The organism is Rhodovulum iodosum, assembly GCF_041020385.1.
Lineage (GTDB): Bacteria > Pseudomonadota > Alphaproteobacteria > Rhodobacterales > Rhodobacteraceae > Rhodovulum > Rhodovulum iodosum.
The window spans coordinates 1,409,646-1,427,273 of sequence record NZ_JBEHHI010000001.1 but is presented as its reverse complement, the minus strand read 5'-3'; the positions used below and the strand labels follow the sequence as shown (position 1 = coordinate 1,427,273).

General features: G+C 67.2%; 14 protein-coding genes. 4 read left to right on the top strand and 10 right to left on the bottom strand.

The window, feature by feature from the left end; translation table 11 throughout:
* Positions 1–36 precede the first annotated feature (36 nt).
* The 6 genes from Ga0609869_RS07005 to cysQ all read right to left on the bottom strand — a co-directional run bounded on the left by Ga0609869_RS07005 (position 37) and on the right by cysQ (position 6,113).
* Positions 37–1,224 (bottom strand): glycosyltransferase family 4 protein, encoded by a 1,188-nt coding sequence (locus Ga0609869_RS07005; protein WP_170168873.1) that lies wholly within the window; start codon positions 1,222–1,224, stop codon positions 37–39.
* A gap of 34 nt (positions 1,225–1,258) precedes the next feature.
* Complete coding sequence (gene galE, locus Ga0609869_RS07000) at positions 1,259–2,242, bottom strand: UDP-glucose 4-epimerase GalE (protein WP_125408393.1); 984 nt, start codon at positions 2,240–2,242, stop codon at positions 1,259–1,261.
* An 18-nt stretch (positions 2,243–2,260) separates the two neighbouring features.
* A complete protein-coding gene (galU, locus tag Ga0609869_RS06995) occupies positions 2,261–3,151 on the bottom strand; it encodes a UTP--glucose-1-phosphate uridylyltransferase GalU (protein WP_125408392.1) in 891 nt (296 codons plus the stop codon).
* 108 nt (positions 3,152–3,259) lie between these two features.
* Positions 3,260–4,546 (bottom strand): glycosyltransferase family 2 protein, encoded by a 1,287-nt coding sequence (locus Ga0609869_RS06990; protein ID WP_125408391.1) that lies wholly within the window; start codon positions 4,544–4,546, stop codon positions 3,260–3,262.
* The gene (locus Ga0609869_RS06985; RefSeq protein WP_125408390.1) at positions 4,543–5,343 is read right to left on the bottom strand and encodes a 3-deoxy-manno-octulosonate cytidylyltransferase; all 801 of its coding nucleotides are present in this window, start codon (positions 5,341–5,343) and stop codon (positions 4,543–4,545) included. The genes Ga0609869_RS06990 and Ga0609869_RS06985 overlap by 4 nt, the downstream gene beginning before the upstream one ends.
* A complete protein-coding gene (gene cysQ / locus Ga0609869_RS06980; RefSeq protein ID WP_125408389.1) occupies positions 5,340–6,113 on the bottom strand; it encodes a 3'(2'),5'-bisphosphate nucleotidase CysQ in 774 nt (257 codons plus the stop codon). The genes Ga0609869_RS06985 and cysQ overlap by 4 nt, the downstream gene beginning before the upstream one ends.
* 164 nt (positions 6,114–6,277) lie before the next feature.
* Here cysQ and Ga0609869_RS06975 point away from each other — a divergent pair, with 164 nt between their 5' ends.
* On the top strand, positions 6,278–7,099 hold the full coding sequence (locus Ga0609869_RS06975; RefSeq protein WP_125408388.1) for an ABC transporter permease: 822 nt from the start codon (positions 6,278–6,280) through the stop codon (positions 7,097–7,099).
* Positions 7,100–7,151: 52 nt separating this feature from the next.
* On the opposite strand, the gene Ga0609869_RS06970 is transcribed toward Ga0609869_RS06975, so the two are convergent.
* A complete protein-coding gene (locus tag Ga0609869_RS06970; RefSeq protein ID WP_125408387.1) occupies positions 7,152–7,787 on the bottom strand; it encodes an alpha-ketoglutarate-dependent dioxygenase AlkB family protein in 636 nt (211 codons plus the stop codon).
* A gap of 174 nt (positions 7,788–7,961) precedes the next feature.
* On the opposite strand from Ga0609869_RS06970, the gene dnaK reads away from it, so the two are divergent.
* The 3 genes from dnaK (at position 7,962) to radC (ending at position 11,918) form a co-directional block, all read left to right on the top strand.
* A complete protein-coding gene (gene dnaK, locus Ga0609869_RS06965) occupies positions 7,962–9,878 on the top strand; it encodes a molecular chaperone DnaK (protein ID WP_125408386.1) in 1,917 nt (638 codons plus the stop codon).
* Positions 9,879–9,953: 75 nt separating this feature from the next.
* The gene (dnaJ, locus tag Ga0609869_RS06960) at positions 9,954–11,105 is read left to right on the top strand and encodes a molecular chaperone DnaJ (RefSeq protein WP_125408385.1); all 1,152 of its coding nucleotides are present in this window, start codon (positions 9,954–9,956) and stop codon (positions 11,103–11,105) included.
* A 48-nt stretch (positions 11,106–11,153) separates the two neighbouring features.
* Positions 11,154–11,918, top strand: a complete 765-nt coding sequence (gene radC / locus Ga0609869_RS06955; RefSeq protein WP_125408384.1) for a RadC family protein — start codon at positions 11,154–11,156, stop codon at positions 11,916–11,918.
* A gap of 7 nt (positions 11,919–11,925) precedes the next feature.
* Here radC and Ga0609869_RS06950 read toward each other — a convergent pair whose 3' ends face one another.
* From Ga0609869_RS06950 to secA, 3 genes are all read right to left on the bottom strand, one after another.
* A complete protein-coding gene (locus Ga0609869_RS06950; RefSeq protein WP_125408383.1) occupies positions 11,926–13,470 on the bottom strand; it encodes a phosphate ABC transporter substrate-binding/OmpA family protein in 1,545 nt (514 codons plus the stop codon).
* Between the two features lie 21 nt (positions 13,471–13,491).
* Complete coding sequence (locus Ga0609869_RS06945) at positions 13,492–14,550, bottom strand: hypothetical protein (RefSeq protein WP_125408382.1); 1,059 nt, start codon at positions 14,548–14,550, stop codon at positions 13,492–13,494.
* A 202-nt stretch (positions 14,551–14,752) separates the two neighbouring features.
* On the bottom strand, positions 14,753–17,449 hold the full coding sequence (gene secA, locus Ga0609869_RS06940) for a preprotein translocase subunit SecA (protein ID WP_125408381.1): 2,697 nt from the start codon (positions 17,447–17,449) through the stop codon (positions 14,753–14,755).
* Positions 17,450–17,628: the final 179 nt, after the last annotated feature.

Below are 17,628 nucleotides of genomic sequence, written 5' to 3'. Positions count from 1 at the left end.
TGCCCTGGCGCCCCTTTGTCGGAGCCATTTTGGCGGCTAGACGGTCAGGCTTAACACCGTGTTGAAATGCCCCGCCCATCCCGGTACCGACCGCCCCTGCACACCTGCCTCTGTCTGCGCATTTTTGCCGATCTCCGCGCTGCGCAGGATCGCCTCTTGCCAAGCATACGAATCGGTTGGCGGCAGGTAAACGGCGAAATCCCCCAACTGCTCGCGCAGAACCGGCAGGTCAGAGGCGATCACGGGCGTGCCCAGCGCGGCCGCCTCCAGCGGCGGCAGCCCGTACCCCTCGGCCAGGCTGGGAAAAACCAGCGCGCAGGCCCCGCGCAACAGCGCCGATACGGCCCCGTCGGACAGGCCGGGCAGCTCGGCCACGGGCCCGTTGCTGGCGGCCAGCGCGTCGAGCCTGCGGAAGACATCCGTGTTGCGCCACCCGCGCCGCCCCGCGACCACCAGCCGCGGCACCCCGCCCGGCGGCGGATCGGCCGCAATCCGCTGCCACACGTCCAGCAACAGCGCGTGGTTCTTGCGCGGCTCGATCGTGCCCAGCGCGACGAAATAGGGCGTGTCAGGCTCGATTTCCGGCGGCAGCGCCGCAGGCGGCGCCGGGGTGACGCCCAGCGGCGCCGCCGCCATCGGCGGCACCCGGCCCAGCCGCGCGGCATGGCGCGCGACATCTGCGCGGGTGGCCTCGGAATTGCAGATCACCAGATCGGCGCCACGAACGGCGGCGGCAAATTTCCGGGCAAAGCGCGCCGGGCTGCCGGGCGCGCAAAGATGCGCATGATCCAGCGGGATCGTGTCGTGGAGCATCACCGCGACGCGCAGCCCCGCCCGGTGCAGCGCGGCGAAAAGCGCGGGCTCCAGATGGCTGTGGCCGGTGTTGAAATACCACGCGCCCCTGGGCAAATGCGCCCGCAGCATCCGGGCCAGCCCCCGGCGCGGGGCACGCGCCAGCGCAAGCCGGCGCAAATCGGCCTCGGCGCGGGCGCGGGCGGGCTGGCTGCGCCAGCTCAGCCGCCCGGCAAGGTCTGCCGCGCCCCAAGGCACCGCGCCGGAAAGGCGTGCGGCCAGCCCCGCCGCCCCCGCCCTGTCGAGCAACACCACGCCCAGGGCACTGCGCACCAGCACGAAAAACGGGGTGGAATCGTCAAGAAACCTGTCGAGATAAGCGCGTTCGACCCGGTCGACGCCGGTCATCTCGGCCCGGCCGGCGCGCGACACCAGCCGCGTGAGGTCCAGGAGGCGCGCGGGCGCCTCAGCGCTCGTAATGGCCCGACCGATGCCAGCGCCACGCATCGCCGATCATCGCCTCAAGGGTCGAGCGCGCCGGGCGCCAGCCCAGTTCCGTCTCGGCCCGTTCCGAGCCAGAGACCAGCCGCACCGCGTCGCCGGGCCGCCGCGGCCCTTCCTCGTAAGGCACGGCCATGTTGGTGACGGCGCGCGAATGCTCGATCACCTCGCGCACGGAAAACCCCTTGCCGGTGCCGAGGTTGAACACCCGGCTGCCCTTGCCGTCCATAAGCCATTTCAGCCCCAGCACATGGGCCTCGACCAGGTCCATGACGTGCACGTAGTCGCGGATGCAGGTGCCGTCGGGCGTATCGTAATCGGTGCCGAAGATCGTCAGCGCCGGGCGCTTGCCCTCGATCGTGTCCAGCATCAGCGGGATGAGGTGCGTCTCGGGCTGGTGGAACTCGCCCACCTCGGCCTCGGGGTCGGCGCCGGCCACGTTGAAATAGCGGAAGATCACCGATTTCAGGCCATCGCTTGCCTCGAAATCGGTCAGCACGTTCTCGATGGCGCGCTTGGACGCCCCATAGGCGTTCAGCGGCATCTGGGCGCTGTCCTCGTCCAGCACCACGCCGTCCTGGTCGCCATAGGTCGCGCAGGTCGACGAAAAGACGAAGTTGAGGCACCCTGCCGCCGCGGCCGCCTCGATCAGGCTCAGCGAACCGCACAGGTTGTTGCGCCAGTATTTGCCCGGCTCGCGCATCGCCTCACCGACCTGGCTAAAGGCGGCGAAATGCATCACCGCCACCGGCGCGTATGTCGCAAACACCGCGTCCAGGCGGGCGCGGTCGGCCAGATCGCCCTGTTCCAGCGGGCCGAACTTGACCGCGTCGGCCCAGCCCGTCGAAAGGTTATCGTAAGTGACGGGCACATAGCCCGCCGCCTTCAGAACCTTGCAGGCATGCGAGCCGATATAGCCCGCGCCGCCGGTAACCAGGACATGTTCCACCGGGGCGTCTCCGTCGGTCTATTGCGCCGCCTTCTGCATCGCGACCAGTTCGTGAATGTATTGCTGGAACTCGTCGCGCAGGTCGTCGCGCGCCAGACCGAAGGCGACGGTGGCCTGAAGAAAGCCCGCCTTTGACCCGCAATCGAACCGCTGGCCGCGAAAGCGGTAGCCGTAAACGCCCTCGCCGTCGATCTCGGCGGCAATCGCGTCGGTCAGCTGCAGCTCGCCACCGGCGCCTTTCTTGACCTTGCCGATATTGTTCAGCACCGTGGGTGTCAGGATGTACCGCCCGATCACCGCGAGGTTCGACGGCGCGTCCTCGACCGCGGGCTTTTCCACCATTCCCGACACCGAGACCATGTCGCCCATTTCCTCTTTCACGTCGAGGATTCCGTAGGCCTTGGCCTTTTCGCGCGGCACTTCCATCGCGGCGACCATGTTGCCGCCGGTTTCGGCATAGGCCTCGACCATCTGCTTGAGGCAGGGCTCTTCGCCCGCGATCACGTCGTCGGGCAGGATCACCGCGAAGGGTTCGTTCGCAATCAGCCGGCGGGCGCACCAAACCGCGTGGCCGAGGCCCAACGCCTTTTGCTGGCGGATATAGGCGATGGCGCCACTTTCCATGTTGGTGGACTTGAGCATCTCCAGAAGCTCGAACTTGTCCTTGCGGCGCAACTCGGCCTCAAGCATCGGGGCGCTGTCGAAATAATCCTCCAGCGCCGACTTGCCGCGTGACGTGACGAAAATGAATTCCTTGATGCCCGCTGCTCGCGCCTCGTCGATGGCGTACTGGATCAGCGGCCGGTCGACCAGCGTCATGATTTCCTTGGGGATGGACTTCGTGGCCGGCAGAAAGCGCGTTCCCAGCCCTGCGACGGGGAAAATGGCCTTGGTCACTTTGCGTTTCATGAGACTACCTGCATTTCTGTCGGCGTGGCGGCCTCGAAAATACGGCCGCCCGCCGCTCACTGCGTTGCGGTCGCATTCTACCGTCATGGGCTGGAAATGACAGCCGATTTACCCGTTTTTCTCGCTGAAAGGCAAAGCGGTGCCGGTTTTTTCGGCGCTCGGGCGGCACGGGCGCGTCGGGGCCAGCCGGGCACGCTCTGCCGCAAGGCGCGCGGCAAAGCGCCAGGGCGTGACCAGCGGCATGGCGCGATCCGACCGGCCGAACAGGCCGCCGCTTTGCACCCAGTATCCGCCACGGGCAAAACGCATCCGGTGGTACCGCGCGCTGGGGCCGAAAAGAAACAGCGTGACCGGCACACCGGCGCGCGCCAGTTCGGCGGCGCGGGCGTGCAGGCGCCGGGCCTGCCATGTGCGGCCAGCAAGAAAGACAGCTTGCGGCGGCGGGTCGGCGGCGAAGGTTCGGAACGGGGCGCCGGGCGCGCCCAGAGGCGGCCGCGCGGCGATGGGCACGGCGCGTCCCGCCGCGATACCGTCGGCAAGATCGTCCATCAGCCGCCCGACATCGCCGGGCTCCAGCGTGCCGCGGACCATGTGGCGGAGCAGGCGCGCGCGCTGGGCGCGGGCCAGCGTCCGCAAAGCGGTCTCCAGCCCGTCGGCAGGGGCGTATTTCCGCATGAAGAGGGTCGAACTGGCCCCGAGATCGAACAAGGCCCGCGGCGCCCGCGCAGCCGTGCGGCGCGCGCCGGCGGCAAAACGGTGCTGGACCTGTGCCGCCGGCAAGATGGCGGTGACATGCCCCGCTTGGGCCAGCCGCATGTTGACGTCCGTCTCGTCGAGAAAATAGCGATACGCCGGGTCGAACCCGCCGATCGCGGCCAGCACCGCGCGGCGAAAGGCCATGTTGGTCCCCTCGGTCTTGATCGCGCGGCCCGGCGCGCCGCGGTGCAGGCTGACCGCGTCCTCGGGCACGTCGAGCGGATGATCGCCGCCTTGCGCATCCACCCAGCGCGCCCGCCACTGGAAAGAGATGCCGTTGCGCCCGCGCACAAAGCCCCCCGCCGCCGATACATCCGCCTCGGAAAAGGGCGCGGCGAGGCGGGACAGCCAGGTGGGTTCGGGCACGGCGTCGTCGTCGAGAAAGGCCACGATCTCGCCCGCGGCCAGCATCAGACCGGTATTGCGCGCAACCGATATGCCCTGACCCGGATTTTCGGCGGTTTTCACCCGGTCGGCCAGCCCCAGCCGGTCGATGGCCGCCAGCCCCGGCCGGTCGGCCACGACGATCAGCTCGAACCGGGGATGGTCGAGATAGCGGCACGCCATGAGGCAAAGCGAGAGGCTCGCGGGCCGGCCTTCGCTGACGACGATCAGGCTGACCGTCGGCAGATCCGTCATTCCACGCCCATCTCGGCCAGCATCGCCTCGATCCGCGGCACGTCCTCGGGGTTGTTCACCTCCCAGAACTGGCGCCCGCGGGCGGGCACCTCGACGCAAAGCATCGGGCGCTCACGTTCCAGAAAACGCAGCTGTTCCAGCCCTTCCAGACGTTCCAGCGGCCCGGCCTGCCAGCGCGGATAGGCGGCCAGCGCCGAGGGCCGGTAGGCGTAACAGCCGACATGATGAAAAACCGGGGTGTCCTCGTCGTCGGCATAGGTTGCGCCGGTATAGGGAATCACCTCTTTCGAGAAATAAAGCGCCTTTCGGTCCCAGCCGAAAACGGCGGTGGTGCCGCCCACCCGGCCCGCGCGCCGGTCGGCCAAGAGCGCGTTCAGCGCCCGCCCGTCGCAGCGCAGCACAGGCGTGGCGACCTCGGCCACCGGATCGGCCCTGAGGCCCGCGACGAGGTCTTCGACGAACCAGGCGGGGGTCAGCGGCGCGTCGCCCTGCAGGTTGACCGAGATCTCGAACCCGCCGCCCAGCGCGTTGAATGCCTCGGCCACGCGCTCGGTCCCGTTGGCGCAGTTTTCCGACGTCATCACCACCTCGGCGCCAAAACCCCGGGCCGCCGCGCGGATCCGATCGTCATCGGTGGCGACCACCACGCGGGCGACCCCGTCGACGGCCATCGCTGCCTCCCAGCTACGCTGGATCAGGCTCTTTTTCAGCCCGCTGGCCCCGGCCAGTTCCACCAGCGGCTTGCCGGGATAGCGGCTGGACGCAAAGCGCGCCGGGACAACGACGAGAACGCTCATCCGCCCGGCTTCAGCTCGACGCCCGGGGCGTAGGCGATGAAGAACGGGTTGGCATAGCCCGCCTTGCCGTAGATCAGCGGCGTGTGATCGTCGAACCGCACCACCCGGCCGCCGGCGCCCGACAGCACCGCGTGGCCCGCGGCCGTGTCCCATTCCATGGTGCGCCCGAGGCGCGGGTAGAGATCGGCCTCGCCGGTGGCCACGAGACAGAATTTCAGCGACGAGCCGGCACTGGTCATGTCGTTGACCTGGTACTTGCCGATATAGTCGTCGGTCGCCTGGTCGCGGTGCGATTTCGACGCCACCACGACAAGCGCCCCGTTGTCGGGGGACGCTACCGCCAGCGGCACCGTCTCACCCGGCGTCGAGGGGTCGAGTGCCCCGGTTTCCTCGACCGATTGGCCGGCCGCGGTGGTGTAGAACAGGCGCCCCTTGGCCGGGGCATAGACCACGCCGCGCACTGGCACGCCGTTCTCGACCCAGGCGATGTTGACGGTGAAATCACCCCGGCGCCTGACGAATTCCTTGGTACCGTCCAGCGGATCGACGATGAGAAAGCTGTCGGCTGACTCGGTGTGGCTGTCGGCCTGTTCCTCTGTCACGACCAGCACCTCGGGAAACGCCTCTTTCAGCGCGTCCGAGATCATCGCGTCGGCGGCCTCATCGGCCTCTGTCACCGGGCTTGCGTCGGATTTCACCTTCACCTCGAAATCGTCGGCGTCGTAAATTTCCATGATCCGGGCCCCGGCCAGGAGAGCGGTGCGTCGCATGACGCTTTCCAGTCTGGTGTAATCCAAATGCCTCTTCCTCTGGTTGGCCGCCGTCGGGCGGCGCCGCGTTGTTGCAATGCCCCATTTGCGTTATGCTTTCGCCATATCCGAAGAGCAAGGTCGGCACCGCAACCAAGGGGCCTGCCGCAGGCAGGTGAAGGGACGTGTTCGAGCAAAAGAGACCCACCAGCGGGGCGGCAGGCAGCGCAAAGTTGCTGTCGCTGATCTATCACAGCACCGTGCGCCAGCTGCGCCGCAGCCATGGCAACGCGGTGATCGGGCTGTTGATGAACATGATGCAGACCGTCGTTTTCGTCGCCGCGTTTTACGTGATGTTCTCGGTGCTGGGCATGCGCGGCAACGCGATCCGCGGCGATTTCCTGCTTTATATCATGACCGGCATCTTCCTGTTCATGACCCACACCAAGGCCGTGGGTGCGGTGGCCGGGGCCGAGGGGCCGTCCTCGGCGATGATGAAACACGCGCCGATGAACACCGTCGTCTCGATCTCGGCGGCGGCGCTGGGCTCGCTCTATATCCAGCTTCTGTCGATGTTTTTGGTGCTGTTCGTCTACCACGCCGCGTTCACGCCTATCAGCATCGACCGGCCGATCGGCACCATGGCGATGGTGCTGCTGGCCTGGTTCTCGGGCGTCGCCGTTGGCATGGTGTTTTTCGCGCTCAAACCCTGGCTGCCCGGCTTCGTCCAGATCGCCACGACCATCTATCAGCGCGCCAACATGATCGCCTCGGGCAAGATGTTCGTGGCCAACGCGATGCCGGGCTCCCTCCTTGTCTTCTTCGACTGGAACCCGCTGTTTCACGCGATCGACCAGTGCCGCGGCTTCACCTTCATCAATTACAATCCGCATTTCAGCTCGATCAGCTACCCGCTCTACCTGAGTATCGTGCTGATGATGATCGGGCTGATGGGCGAGTTCTACACGCGCAAGCACGCCTCGCTGAGCTGGGAGGCCCGGCGGTAGATTTGGCCCGCGATCGTCGCGCCCCGGCCCGCCCCGGACCCGGTCCGGGGTCTCAGGTCACAACCCTCAGCGTCAGGTTCAGCCGCCCGCCGCCGTCGAGCAGCGTCGAAGATCCCGCGCGCACCCGGTCGATGCCGTGATAGATCAGCCGCGACGCGCCCCCCATCACCAGCACATCGCCGGACTCCAGCCACAGGCTTTCGGTGGGGCCGCCCTTTTCGAGATTGCCCAGCCGGAACAGCGCGGAATCGCCCAGCGAAATCGACAGGACAGGCCAGCGGAAATCGGCCTCGTCGCGGTCCTGGTGCAGACCCATGCGCGCGCCCTCGCCGTAATGGTTGATCAGGCAGCATTCGGGCAGGCGCGCGACGGCCGCGTAGCGGCGCCAGACATCGAGCACGCATTCGGGGATCGGCGGCCAGGGCGCGCCGGACGGGTGGCGGTCGATGTAGCGATAGCCGCGCCGGTCGGAGAACCAGCCAAAGGCGCCCGCTGCGCTCATCCGCACGCTCAGCTTGCGGCCGAACCGGGTTTCGAGCTGGAAAAACGGCGCGGCGCGCACCACGTCGCGCAGCGCGGTCACCATGTCGCGCTGGGCCTCGGGGTCCAGCGCGGCTTTGTGGACGGCAACCCCGCGCACCGTCAGATCGGGTGGCGGTGGTGTGCCGGGCAGGGTGTCGAAAGTCATCTCGTCGTCTCACATTTCCGTCATCGGCGGCGCTTGCAGGGCCACGGACCCCTCCTTATATACCCCCGAGACGCCGGCTCGGGGTATTTGACCCCGGCCTTTTGGGATCGGGGTCCGGAGGCCGCTATCGGCTCTGCGCCCCAAAGACATCGCCGAAGAAAGAGGTAGAGTATAATGGCCAAAGTCATCGGGATCGACCTCGGGACGACCAACTCCTGCGTTGCCATCATGGATGGGGCGCAACCGCGTGTGATCGAGAATGCCGAAGGGGCGCGTACGACGCCCTCGATCGTCGCCTTCACCGACAATGAACGCCTTGTGGGCCAGCCGGCCAAGCGCCAGGCGGTCACCAACCCCGACAACACGGTCTTCGCCGTCAAGCGCCTGATCGGCCGCCGCGCCGACGACGAGGCGGTGGAAAAGGACCGCAAGCACGTCCCCTACACCATCGTGGATGGCGGAAACGGCGACGCCTGGGTCGAGGTGCAGGGCGACAAGTACAGCCCCAGCCAGATCTCGGCCTTCATCCTGCAAAAGATGAAAGAGACCGCCGAGAGCTACCTGGGTGAAGAGGTGACGCAGGCCGTCATCACCGTACCCGCCTATTTCAACGACGCCCAGCGCCAGGCGACCAAGGACGCCGGCAAGATCGCCGGCCTTGAAGTGCTGCGCATCATCAACGAGCCGACCGCGGCCGCGCTGGCCTACGGTCTGGACAAGAAGGAAACCCGCACCATCGCGGTTTACGACCTCGGCGGCGGCACCTTCGACATCACCATCCTGGAAATCGACGACGGCCTCTTCGAGGTCAAGTCGACCAACGGCGACACCTTCCTCGGCGGCGAGGATTTCGACATGCGCATCGTCGGCTACCTGGCCGAAGAGTTCAAAAAGGAACACGGTGTCGATCTCAGCAAGGACAAGATGGCGCTGCAACGCCTGAAAGAGGCGGCTGAAAAGGCCAAGATCGAGCTGTCGAGCTCGTCCCAGACCGAGATCAACCAGCCGTTCATCTCGATGGATGCGCAAAGCGGCACGCCGCTGCACATGGTGATGAAACTGACCCGCGCCAAGCTGGAAAGCCTGGTGGGCGATCTCATCAAGCAGTCGATCAAGCCCTGCCAGGCGGCGCTGAAGGATGCCGGCCTGTCGACCGGCGACATCGACGAGGTCGTGCTGGTCGGCGGCATGACGCGGATGCCCCGCGTGATCGAGGAAGTGACCAAGTTCTTCGGCAAGGAGCCGCACAAGGGCGTGAACCCCGACGAGGTGGTCGCCATGGGCGCGGCCATTCAGGCCGGCGTTCTGCAGGGCGACGTGAAAGACGTGGTGCTGCTCGACGTGACCCCGCTTTCGCTGGGGATCGAGACGCTGGGCGGCGTGTTCACCCGCCTGATCGACCGTAACACCACGATCCCGACCAAGAAGAGCCAGATCTTCTCGACCGCCGAAGACAACCAGAACGCGGTGACGATCCGGGTGTTCCAGGGCGAGCGCGAGATGGCCGCCGACAACAAGATGCTGGGCCAGTTCAACCTCGAGGACATCCCGCCCGCACCGCGCGGCATGCCCCAGATCGAGGTGACCTTCGACATCGACGCCAACGGCATCGTGTCGGTCAGCGCCAAGGACAAGGGCACCGGCAAGGAGCAGAAGATCACGATCCAGGCCTCGGGCGGTCTGTCCGACGACGAGATCGAGAACATGGTCAAGGATGCCGAGGCCAATGCCGATGCCGACAAGCAGCGCCGCGAGCTGGTCGAGACCAAGAACCAGGCCGAAAGCCTGATCCACTCGACCGAGAAATCGCTCGAAGAGCACGGCGAAAAGGTCGACCCGTCCACCGTCGAGGCGATCGAGCTGGCCATCGCCGCGCTGAAAGAGTCGCTTGAGACCGAAGATGCCGGCAAGATCAAGGGCGGCATCCAGAACGTCACCGACGCGGCGATGAAGCTGGGCGAGGCGATCTACAAGTCCCAGCAGGAAGCGGCCGGCGAGGCCGCGGCCGACGGCGCGGAAGAGCCCCGCGGTGTCGACGACGACATCGTCGACGCCGATTTCGAGGACCTGGACGACAACAAGCGCGACTGAAGCGCTCGGAACCATTGCGGCCGGCCCGGTGATCTGACCGGGCCGGCCCTTGCGTTCCCGCAAGAGGGATAGCCGATGGCAAAGCGCGATTTCTACGAGGTTCTGGGCATCAGCCGGGGTGCCTCGGAGGACGAGATCAAGAAGGCCTACCGCAAGAAGGCCAAGGAACTTCACCCAGACCGCAATGCCGACAAACCCGATGCCGAGGCGCAGTTCAAGGAAGTGAACGAGGCCTACGAGGCGCTGAAGGACCCCGACAAGAAGGCCGCCTACGACCGCTTCGGTCATGCCGCCTTCGAGGGCGGCATGGGCGGCGGCCAGCGGCCCGGCGGGCCTGGCGGCTTTGGTCAGGGCGATTTCGCCTCTGCCTTCTCCAACGTCTTCGACGACCTGTTCGGCGATTTCATGGGCGGTGCCGGCCCCGGCGGACGCCAGCGCGCCAGCCGCGGCTCGGACCTGCGTTATAACCTGCGGATCACGCTGGAAGAGGCCTATTCGGGCCTGCAAAAGACGATCCGCGTGCCGACATCGGTGCCGTGCGAGACCTGCAACGGCACCGGCGCCGAGAGCGGGGCCGAGCCCAGCGCCTGCCCCACATGTTCGGGCATGGGCAAGGTGCGCGCGCAGCAGGGCTTTTTCACGGTCGAACGCACCTGCCCCACCTGCGGCGGGCTGGGCCAGATCATCAAGAACCCCTGCGATGCCTGCGGCGGTGCCGGCCGGATCGACAAAGACCGGGCGCTCAACGTCAATATCCCCGCCGGCGTCGAAACCGGCACCCGCATTCGCCTGGCCGGCGAGGGCGAGGCGGGGCTCAGGGGCGGACCGCCGGGCGATCTTTACATCTTCATCGACGTGGCCGATCACCCGCTCTTCCACCGCGACGGGCAGAGCCTTTATTGCCCGGTGCCCGTGTCGATCGCCACCGCGGCGCTGGGCGGCGAGATCGAGGTGCCCACGATCGACGGCGGGCGCAGCCGCGTGAAGGTGCACGCGGGCAGCCAGACCGGCAAGCGCATGCGCCTGCGCGGCAAGGGGATGCCGGCGCTGCGCGGCGGCGGGCATGGCGACATGTTCATCGAGCTTTCCGTCGAGACGCCGGTGAACCTGACCTCGCGCCAGAAAGAGCTGTTGCGCGAGTTCGAGGAACTCAGCGAAGACAACAACCCCGAGGGATCGAGCTTCTTCAAGAAGGTAAAGGGCTTCTGGGACGGGATGAAAAGCTGACGCAGCCGCGTTAACCCACCGTTCACCGTGATCTGACAGGGTCGGCCCATGCGCCGGCCCTCGTCTTTATCGGAACCTCCCCTGCCGCTTTTCGAGGCGGAAACGCCCGCGCCTGCGCCCGGCGCGCGGCTGCCCTCTTACATCAAGGACCACCGACAGCGCCTGCGCGCCCGGTTCATGGAGGGCGGCGCGGGCGCGATGCCCGATTACGAGATTCTTGAGCTGTTGCTCTTTCGCGCCCTGCCCCGGCAGGACGTCAAACCGCTGGCCCGCGCGCTGATCGACACGTTCGGCGATTTCAACCGCGTGCTGGCGGCACCGCCCGCGCGCCTGCGCGAGGTCAAGGGCGTGGGCGAGGCCGTGGTGCAGGAGTTGAAGATCGTCGAGGCCGCCGCCCACCGCATGGCCCGCGCCCGCGTGCTGCAACGCCCCGCGCTCTCGGGGTGGCAGGCGCTGATCGACTATTGCCACACCGCCATGGCCCACCGCGAAACCGAGCAGTTCCGCGTGCTGTTCCTCGACCGCAAGAACGTGCTGATCGCCGACGAGGAACAGGCGCGCGGCACCGTCGACCATGTGCCCGTCTACCCGCGAGAGGTCGCCAAGCGGGCGCTGGAGCTCAACGCCTCGGCGCTGATACTGGTGCATAACCACCCCTCGGGCGACCCCACGCCGTCGGACGCCGATATCGCCATGACGCTACAGATAGAGGCCGCCGCGCAGGCGCTGGGCCTCGTGCTGCACGATCACCTGATCATCGGCGCCTCGCGCGAGCTGAGTTTTCGCGCCGAGGGCTATCTGGACACGCCCTGAGGGCCGACTAGCGCAGCCACACCTCGACCCGCCTGTTGGCCCGCCGGCCCCAATCGAACTCGTCGCAGGCATTTGGCAGCGCCTCGCCGAAGGCGTCGACGAGTATTCGCAGGTGCGACCGGTCGGCCAGAGTCGCCGCCGCCATCACCGCGTCGCGCACCGCCTCGGCACGGGCCCGGGCGATCCCGCGGTTGGCCGCCGCGGGCCCGCGGCCGTCGCTGAAGCCCAGAAACATCAGCGTCTGCCCCTGGAACGCGCCCGCCTCGATCGCGCGCGCCAGCGCCGCGATATTGGCGAAGGATTGCGCGTCGAGCTGTGCCTCGCCGCCCTCGAAGCGGAAGGTGGGCGTCAGCCGCGCGGCGCCCTCCACGCGCGTCACCAGCCGCTTGAGCTCTGACAGCGGCACCTCGTCGCCCGCCGCGGCGATGGCGTAGGCAAGCCGCTGACCCTGATGCGCCAGCGGGATCGCCTCGCGCGAGAGATCGACATAGCCCGCGCGCCGGATCACGGCCTGCGCGTCCGGCGTGTCGAGAAAGGCCAGAAAAGCCCGTGCAAAGGGCGGCATGCGCCGGGCCGCGCTGTAGAGAAAGAGCGGCGCGGTGAGCGGGTAATCCTCGGTCTTGATGCTTTGCCGCGTGGCGCGCGCGGGCATGCCGCAGCCGCCGGCCAGGCTGAGCGCCCGCGCATTTCCGGCCTCGGACCAGTAGGCCAGGCCGAACGCCGCCGGATCGGCGGCCACCGCGTCGGCCAGCGCAGCGCTGTCGGCATGGCGATGCTGCGCGGGCAGCGGCGTCTCAAGCCGCCGCGCGACCGTCTGCAACAGCCCCGCCCCGGGCGCCAGCCCATGCAGCGCGATGGCCCCGTCGGGCCCGCCCAGCGCCCCCCAGTCGGTAATCTCTCCCGTCAGGACAGCGCGCAGGCTTGCCTCGTCGATCTCTGTCACGGGGTTGTCGCGGGCGACCACCGGCACCACCGCATCCAGCGCGACCACGCGCCGCCGCGCCGGGTCGGCAAGATCGCCCAGCCCCGCGTCGCGCGCGAGGGCCAGTTCGGTCGGGCTGGCCGGACGGGCCGCCATCACAAGATCGGCCTCGCCGGCCAGAAGATCGGCAAAGCCCTCGTCGGTGGTGGTCGCGCGAAAGCGGATGCGCGCCACCGTGGCGCCCTCGGCGTCGCGCAGCGCATACGTGAAATGGGCGGCATCCTCGACCCGGCGGCGCATCGTCAGGCCCCTTTCGGCCGCGTAGGCCTCGACCAGCGCGGGCATCAGCACCTGCCCCATCTCGCGTGCGCCGGAAAAGGCGAACGCGGCGACGCGGGCTTCTGGCCCCGGGCACGCCGCGCCGTCGCACAGGACACGCTGCCCATCGACGGTCAGCAGGCCGTAGATCGTTTCGACCCGGTAGAACTCGCCATCAAAGCCGCGCAGGGTGCCATGGATCGTCACCGCGCCGTCGCGCGATTTCAGCGTCACCTCTTGCGCCTGGGCGGCGGAGAGGCAGAAACAAAGAAAAAACGCGGCGATGAACGCCGCGCCTGGGAAAAAGCGCATTCTGCGTCGAGCCTGGTCGCGTCAGTTGCCGGCGAGTTTCAGGTCTCGCACAACGTTTTTCAACACCAGATATTCACCCACGGCGTCGCAGCCCGGCATCGACAGCACCAGCTCGGCCGGGCTGAGGCGCCCGTCCGGGCCCGGTTGCAGCGCCGTCGCGGTGACGTCCTTGCCGCAATTGGCAGGCGTGACCTCGGCCTCGATGTTGATCCGTACCACGCCCGCGCGCCCGGCCAGCGCACGCGGAAAGCTGTAGATGTCGGCCACCTGGGCACCGGGTCCGGCACCGTCGCCGAGCCGCATGAGAAAACCGCCGCCCAATGGCGCGGCCTCTTCTGCGGTGAGCGGCGCCCCGGCCCAAACATGGCCGGCCTTGCCGTAATCGGCGCCGAATTCGAAAGCGTGCAGCTGCATCCCCGCCCCGGCGCGCCATTGCAGCGCGACATGGTCGTACTCGGCCGCCTCGGGCACGCGTGCCTCGGCCTCCAGCCGGGCACCGCCCCCCAGCGTGGCGGCAAAGCGGGCCGTGGGCGAAAGCGCGGGCACGCGCAGCTTGATCTCGCCTGTCGCCGGGCGCGCCACGGTAAAGCGCAGGCCCTCGTGGGAAATCGTCACCATCTCGCCCGTCGCGCAGGGCAACGAAAGGGTCAGCAGGACGGTTCCCTTGTCGGCGGCAGTGGCGGTGAATTCGGTATCGCAGGGCACGCCGGCGGGGCTCATCCGGTCGAGCGCACCGGCGGGCAGGCGGGCGCGGTCGTCAAGGCTGGCCATCCGCACGGCAAGCGCGGCGGTGTCGGTTGAAGGAAGCGGCGCGACATCGGGGCCCTCGGGCAGAACGGGCATCGCGCGGGCCACAGACTGGACCTCGGCCTCTTCGGGCGCGTCGGCCGGTGCCGAGAGCGGCACCACCTCGTCGACGTTGCTGTAAACCTCTACCGGCGCCTCGGCCACGGCCAAGGGCGCCGCTTTCACCACCTTGTTGTCGCTGCCGCTTTGCATGACCTGGCCTGCGGCGACTGCGACCAATGCCGAAACGGCAATCGCGATCAGGCGCGTTTTCTGTTTCCCGGTAAGCTTCATCACTCGATCCAATGCCTTGCTTTGGGCCGATGATACGGATCGATCCCGGCAAAGCCGTGGCAAAGATAAGGGATTTCCTGAGGAAACGCAGCCCCGTCGGGGGCCACATCTGGTAGTGGCGGGGCGAGGCGTGGCAACATTGGCACGGCCTCAGCGCCAAGAGCGTGCAAGAGGCCAGATTGCTGACGCAATCGCGCCGATCTCAGACCAGCGCCCCGTGGCAATGCTTGAACTTCTTGCCCGACCCGCAGGGGCAGGGGTCGTTGCGGCCCGGGTTGCCCCAGGTTTCGGGGCGGCTTTCGTCGAACCCCTCGACCAGCGCCTCGTCTGCGCCGGCCTCCGCCTCGGGCTGGGCGGCCTTTTGAAACGCCTCCTGCTGGGCCATGAACTGGCGCATCAGCTCATCCTGCTCTTCCTGGCTGAGCGGCCGGACCTGTGACAGCTTTTGCGTGACCTCCTCGCGCAGCGAGTTCAGCATCGACTCGAACAGCGTAAAGCTCTCGGTCTTGTACTCGTTCAGCGGGTCGCGCTGCGCATAGCCGCGAAAGCCCACGACCGAGCGAAGGTGTTCCAGCCGCAACAGGTGCTCGCGCCATTTGCCGTCGATGGATTGCAGCAGGATCTGCTTTTCGACGTTGCGCATGTTCTCGGGGCCGAACTGGGCGGCCTTGGCGGCCATCGACTCGTCAGAGGCGTCATAGAGCCGCTCGCGGATATCGTCCTCGGCCACGCCTTCCTCGTCTGCCCATGCGGCCACGGGAACGTCGAGGTTCAGCTTTTCGGTCACCTCGGCGTGCAGGCCGTCGGTATCCCACTGGTCGTGGTAGGACTTCGGCGGGATATGGGCGTCGATCATGTCGTCGATCACCTGGTGGCGCATGTCGGCGGCGATTTCCGACAGGTCTTCGGCCTCCATGATCTCGCGGCGCTGGCCGAAGATCGCCTTGCGCTGGTCGTTCATCACGTCGTCGAATTTCAACAACTGCTTGCGGATGTCGAAGTTGCGCCCCTCGACCTTGGCCTGCGCCTTTTCCAGGCTCTTGTTCACCCAGGGGTGCACGATCGCCTCGCCCTCTTCCATGCCGAGGCGCGAGAGCACCTTGTCCAGCCGGTCAGAGCCGAAGATCCGCATCAGGTCGTCTTCGAGGCTGAGGAAGAAGGCCGAGCGCCCCGGATCGCCCTGCCGGCCCGAGCGGCCGCGCAGCTGGTTGTCGATCCGGCGGGATTCGTGCCGCTCGGTGCCCAGTACGAACAGGCCGCCGGCCTCCAGCACCCGGGCCTTCTCGTCGGCGTGTTCGGCCTCGATCCGCTTGCGCAGCTCTTCGGGGTTGGCATTGGGGTCTTCGTCGAGCGCCTCCATGACCTTCAGCTCGACATTGCCGCCGAGCTGGATGTCGGTGCCGCGGCCGGCCATGTTGGTGGCGATGGTGACCGCGCCCAGGCGGCCGGCCTCGGCCACGATCTTGGCTTCCTGCTCGTGGTGGCGGGCGTTCAGCACGTTATGCTTGACCCCGGCCTCTTTCAGCCTGTCCGACAGCATTTCGGATTTCTCGATCGAGGTCGTACCCACCAGGATCGGCTGACCCTTCTGGTTGGCCTCACGGATCGATTCGACGATGGCCGAATATTTCTCGCTCGCCGTGCGATAGACGGCGTCGTGCTCGTCGACCCGCGCGATGGGCTGGTTCGTCGGCACCTCGACCACGCCAAGGCCGTAGATCTGACCGAATTCCTCGGCCTCGGTGGTCGCGGTGCCGGTCATGCCGGACAGCTTGTCGTAGAGGCGGAAATAGTTCTGGAAGGTCACGCTGGCCAGCGTCACGTTCTCGGGCTGGATAGACACGCCCTCCTTGGCCTCGATGGCCTGGTGCAGACCGTCGGACAGGCGCCGGCCCGGCATCATCCGCCCGGTAAACTCGTCGATCAGCATCACCTCGCCGCCGCGGACGATATAGTCCTTGTCCTTTCGGAACAGCTTGTGCGCCCTGAGCGCCTGGGTGGCGTGGTGGACGATGCTGGTGCTTTCGGGATCGTAGAGCGATTGGCCTTCGGGCAGGATGCCCAGAAGGTGCAGCCGCTCCTCCATGAACTCGTTGCCTTCGTCGGTGAAGGTCACGTTGCGCTGCTTTTCGTCCAGCGTGAAATGGTCGTCCTGCACGTGCGGGACGACCGCGTCGATGCTCTGATAAAGCTCCGACCGGTCCTGCGAGGGGCCCGAGATGATCAAGGGCGTCCGCGCCTCGTCGATCAGGATCGAGTCGACCTCGTCGACGATCGCAAAGTTGTGGCCGCGCTGGGACATGTCCTCGAGGTTCGACTTCATGTTGTCGCGCAGATAGTCGAAACCCAGCTCGTTATTGGTGGCGTAGGTGATGTCGGCGCGGTAGGCGGCGCGCTTTTCGTCCTCGGGCTGCTGGGGGTAGATCACGCCGGTGGTCATGCCCAGCGCGGCATAGACCTTGCCCATCCAGTCGGCGTCGCGCTTGGCGAGGTAATCGTTGACGGTGACGATGTGCACGCCCTTGCCGGTCAGCGCGTTCAGGTAGGCCGGGAAGGTGGCGACCAGCGTCTTGCCCTCGCCGGTCTTCATCTCGGCGATGTTGCCCTCGTGCAGGAAGATCCCGCCCATCAGCTGCACGTCGAAGGCGCGCAGGCCCAGCGCCCGCCGGGCACCCTCGCGGCAATTGGCATAGGCTTCCGGCAGCAGCTCGTCGAGGCTCTCGCCGGCCTTGGCGCGGCGGGCCAATTCCTCGGTCTTCTGCTTGAGGCCCTCGTCGCTCAGCGCCTCGAATTCGGGTTCAAGCTCGTTGATGCGCGCCACGGTCGGGCGTGTGGACTTGATCTTGCGGTCGTTCGGTGTGCCGAAGACCTTCTTGGCGAGTGTTCCAAAGCCCAGCATGTGTTCTCCGCGCGGATGACCTGTCTCTGACGGGATCTTGTGGACGGACGCCTTGCCCGGCCCTCTGCACCCTCATAGAAGGGGTTCAGACGATGGCGGCCCGCCGCCCTGCGACCCGTTCGCGATGTAAGCGGCTGCCCAGAGAGTGTCAACGTCGCCCAAGCGCGCGACCTGAAAGG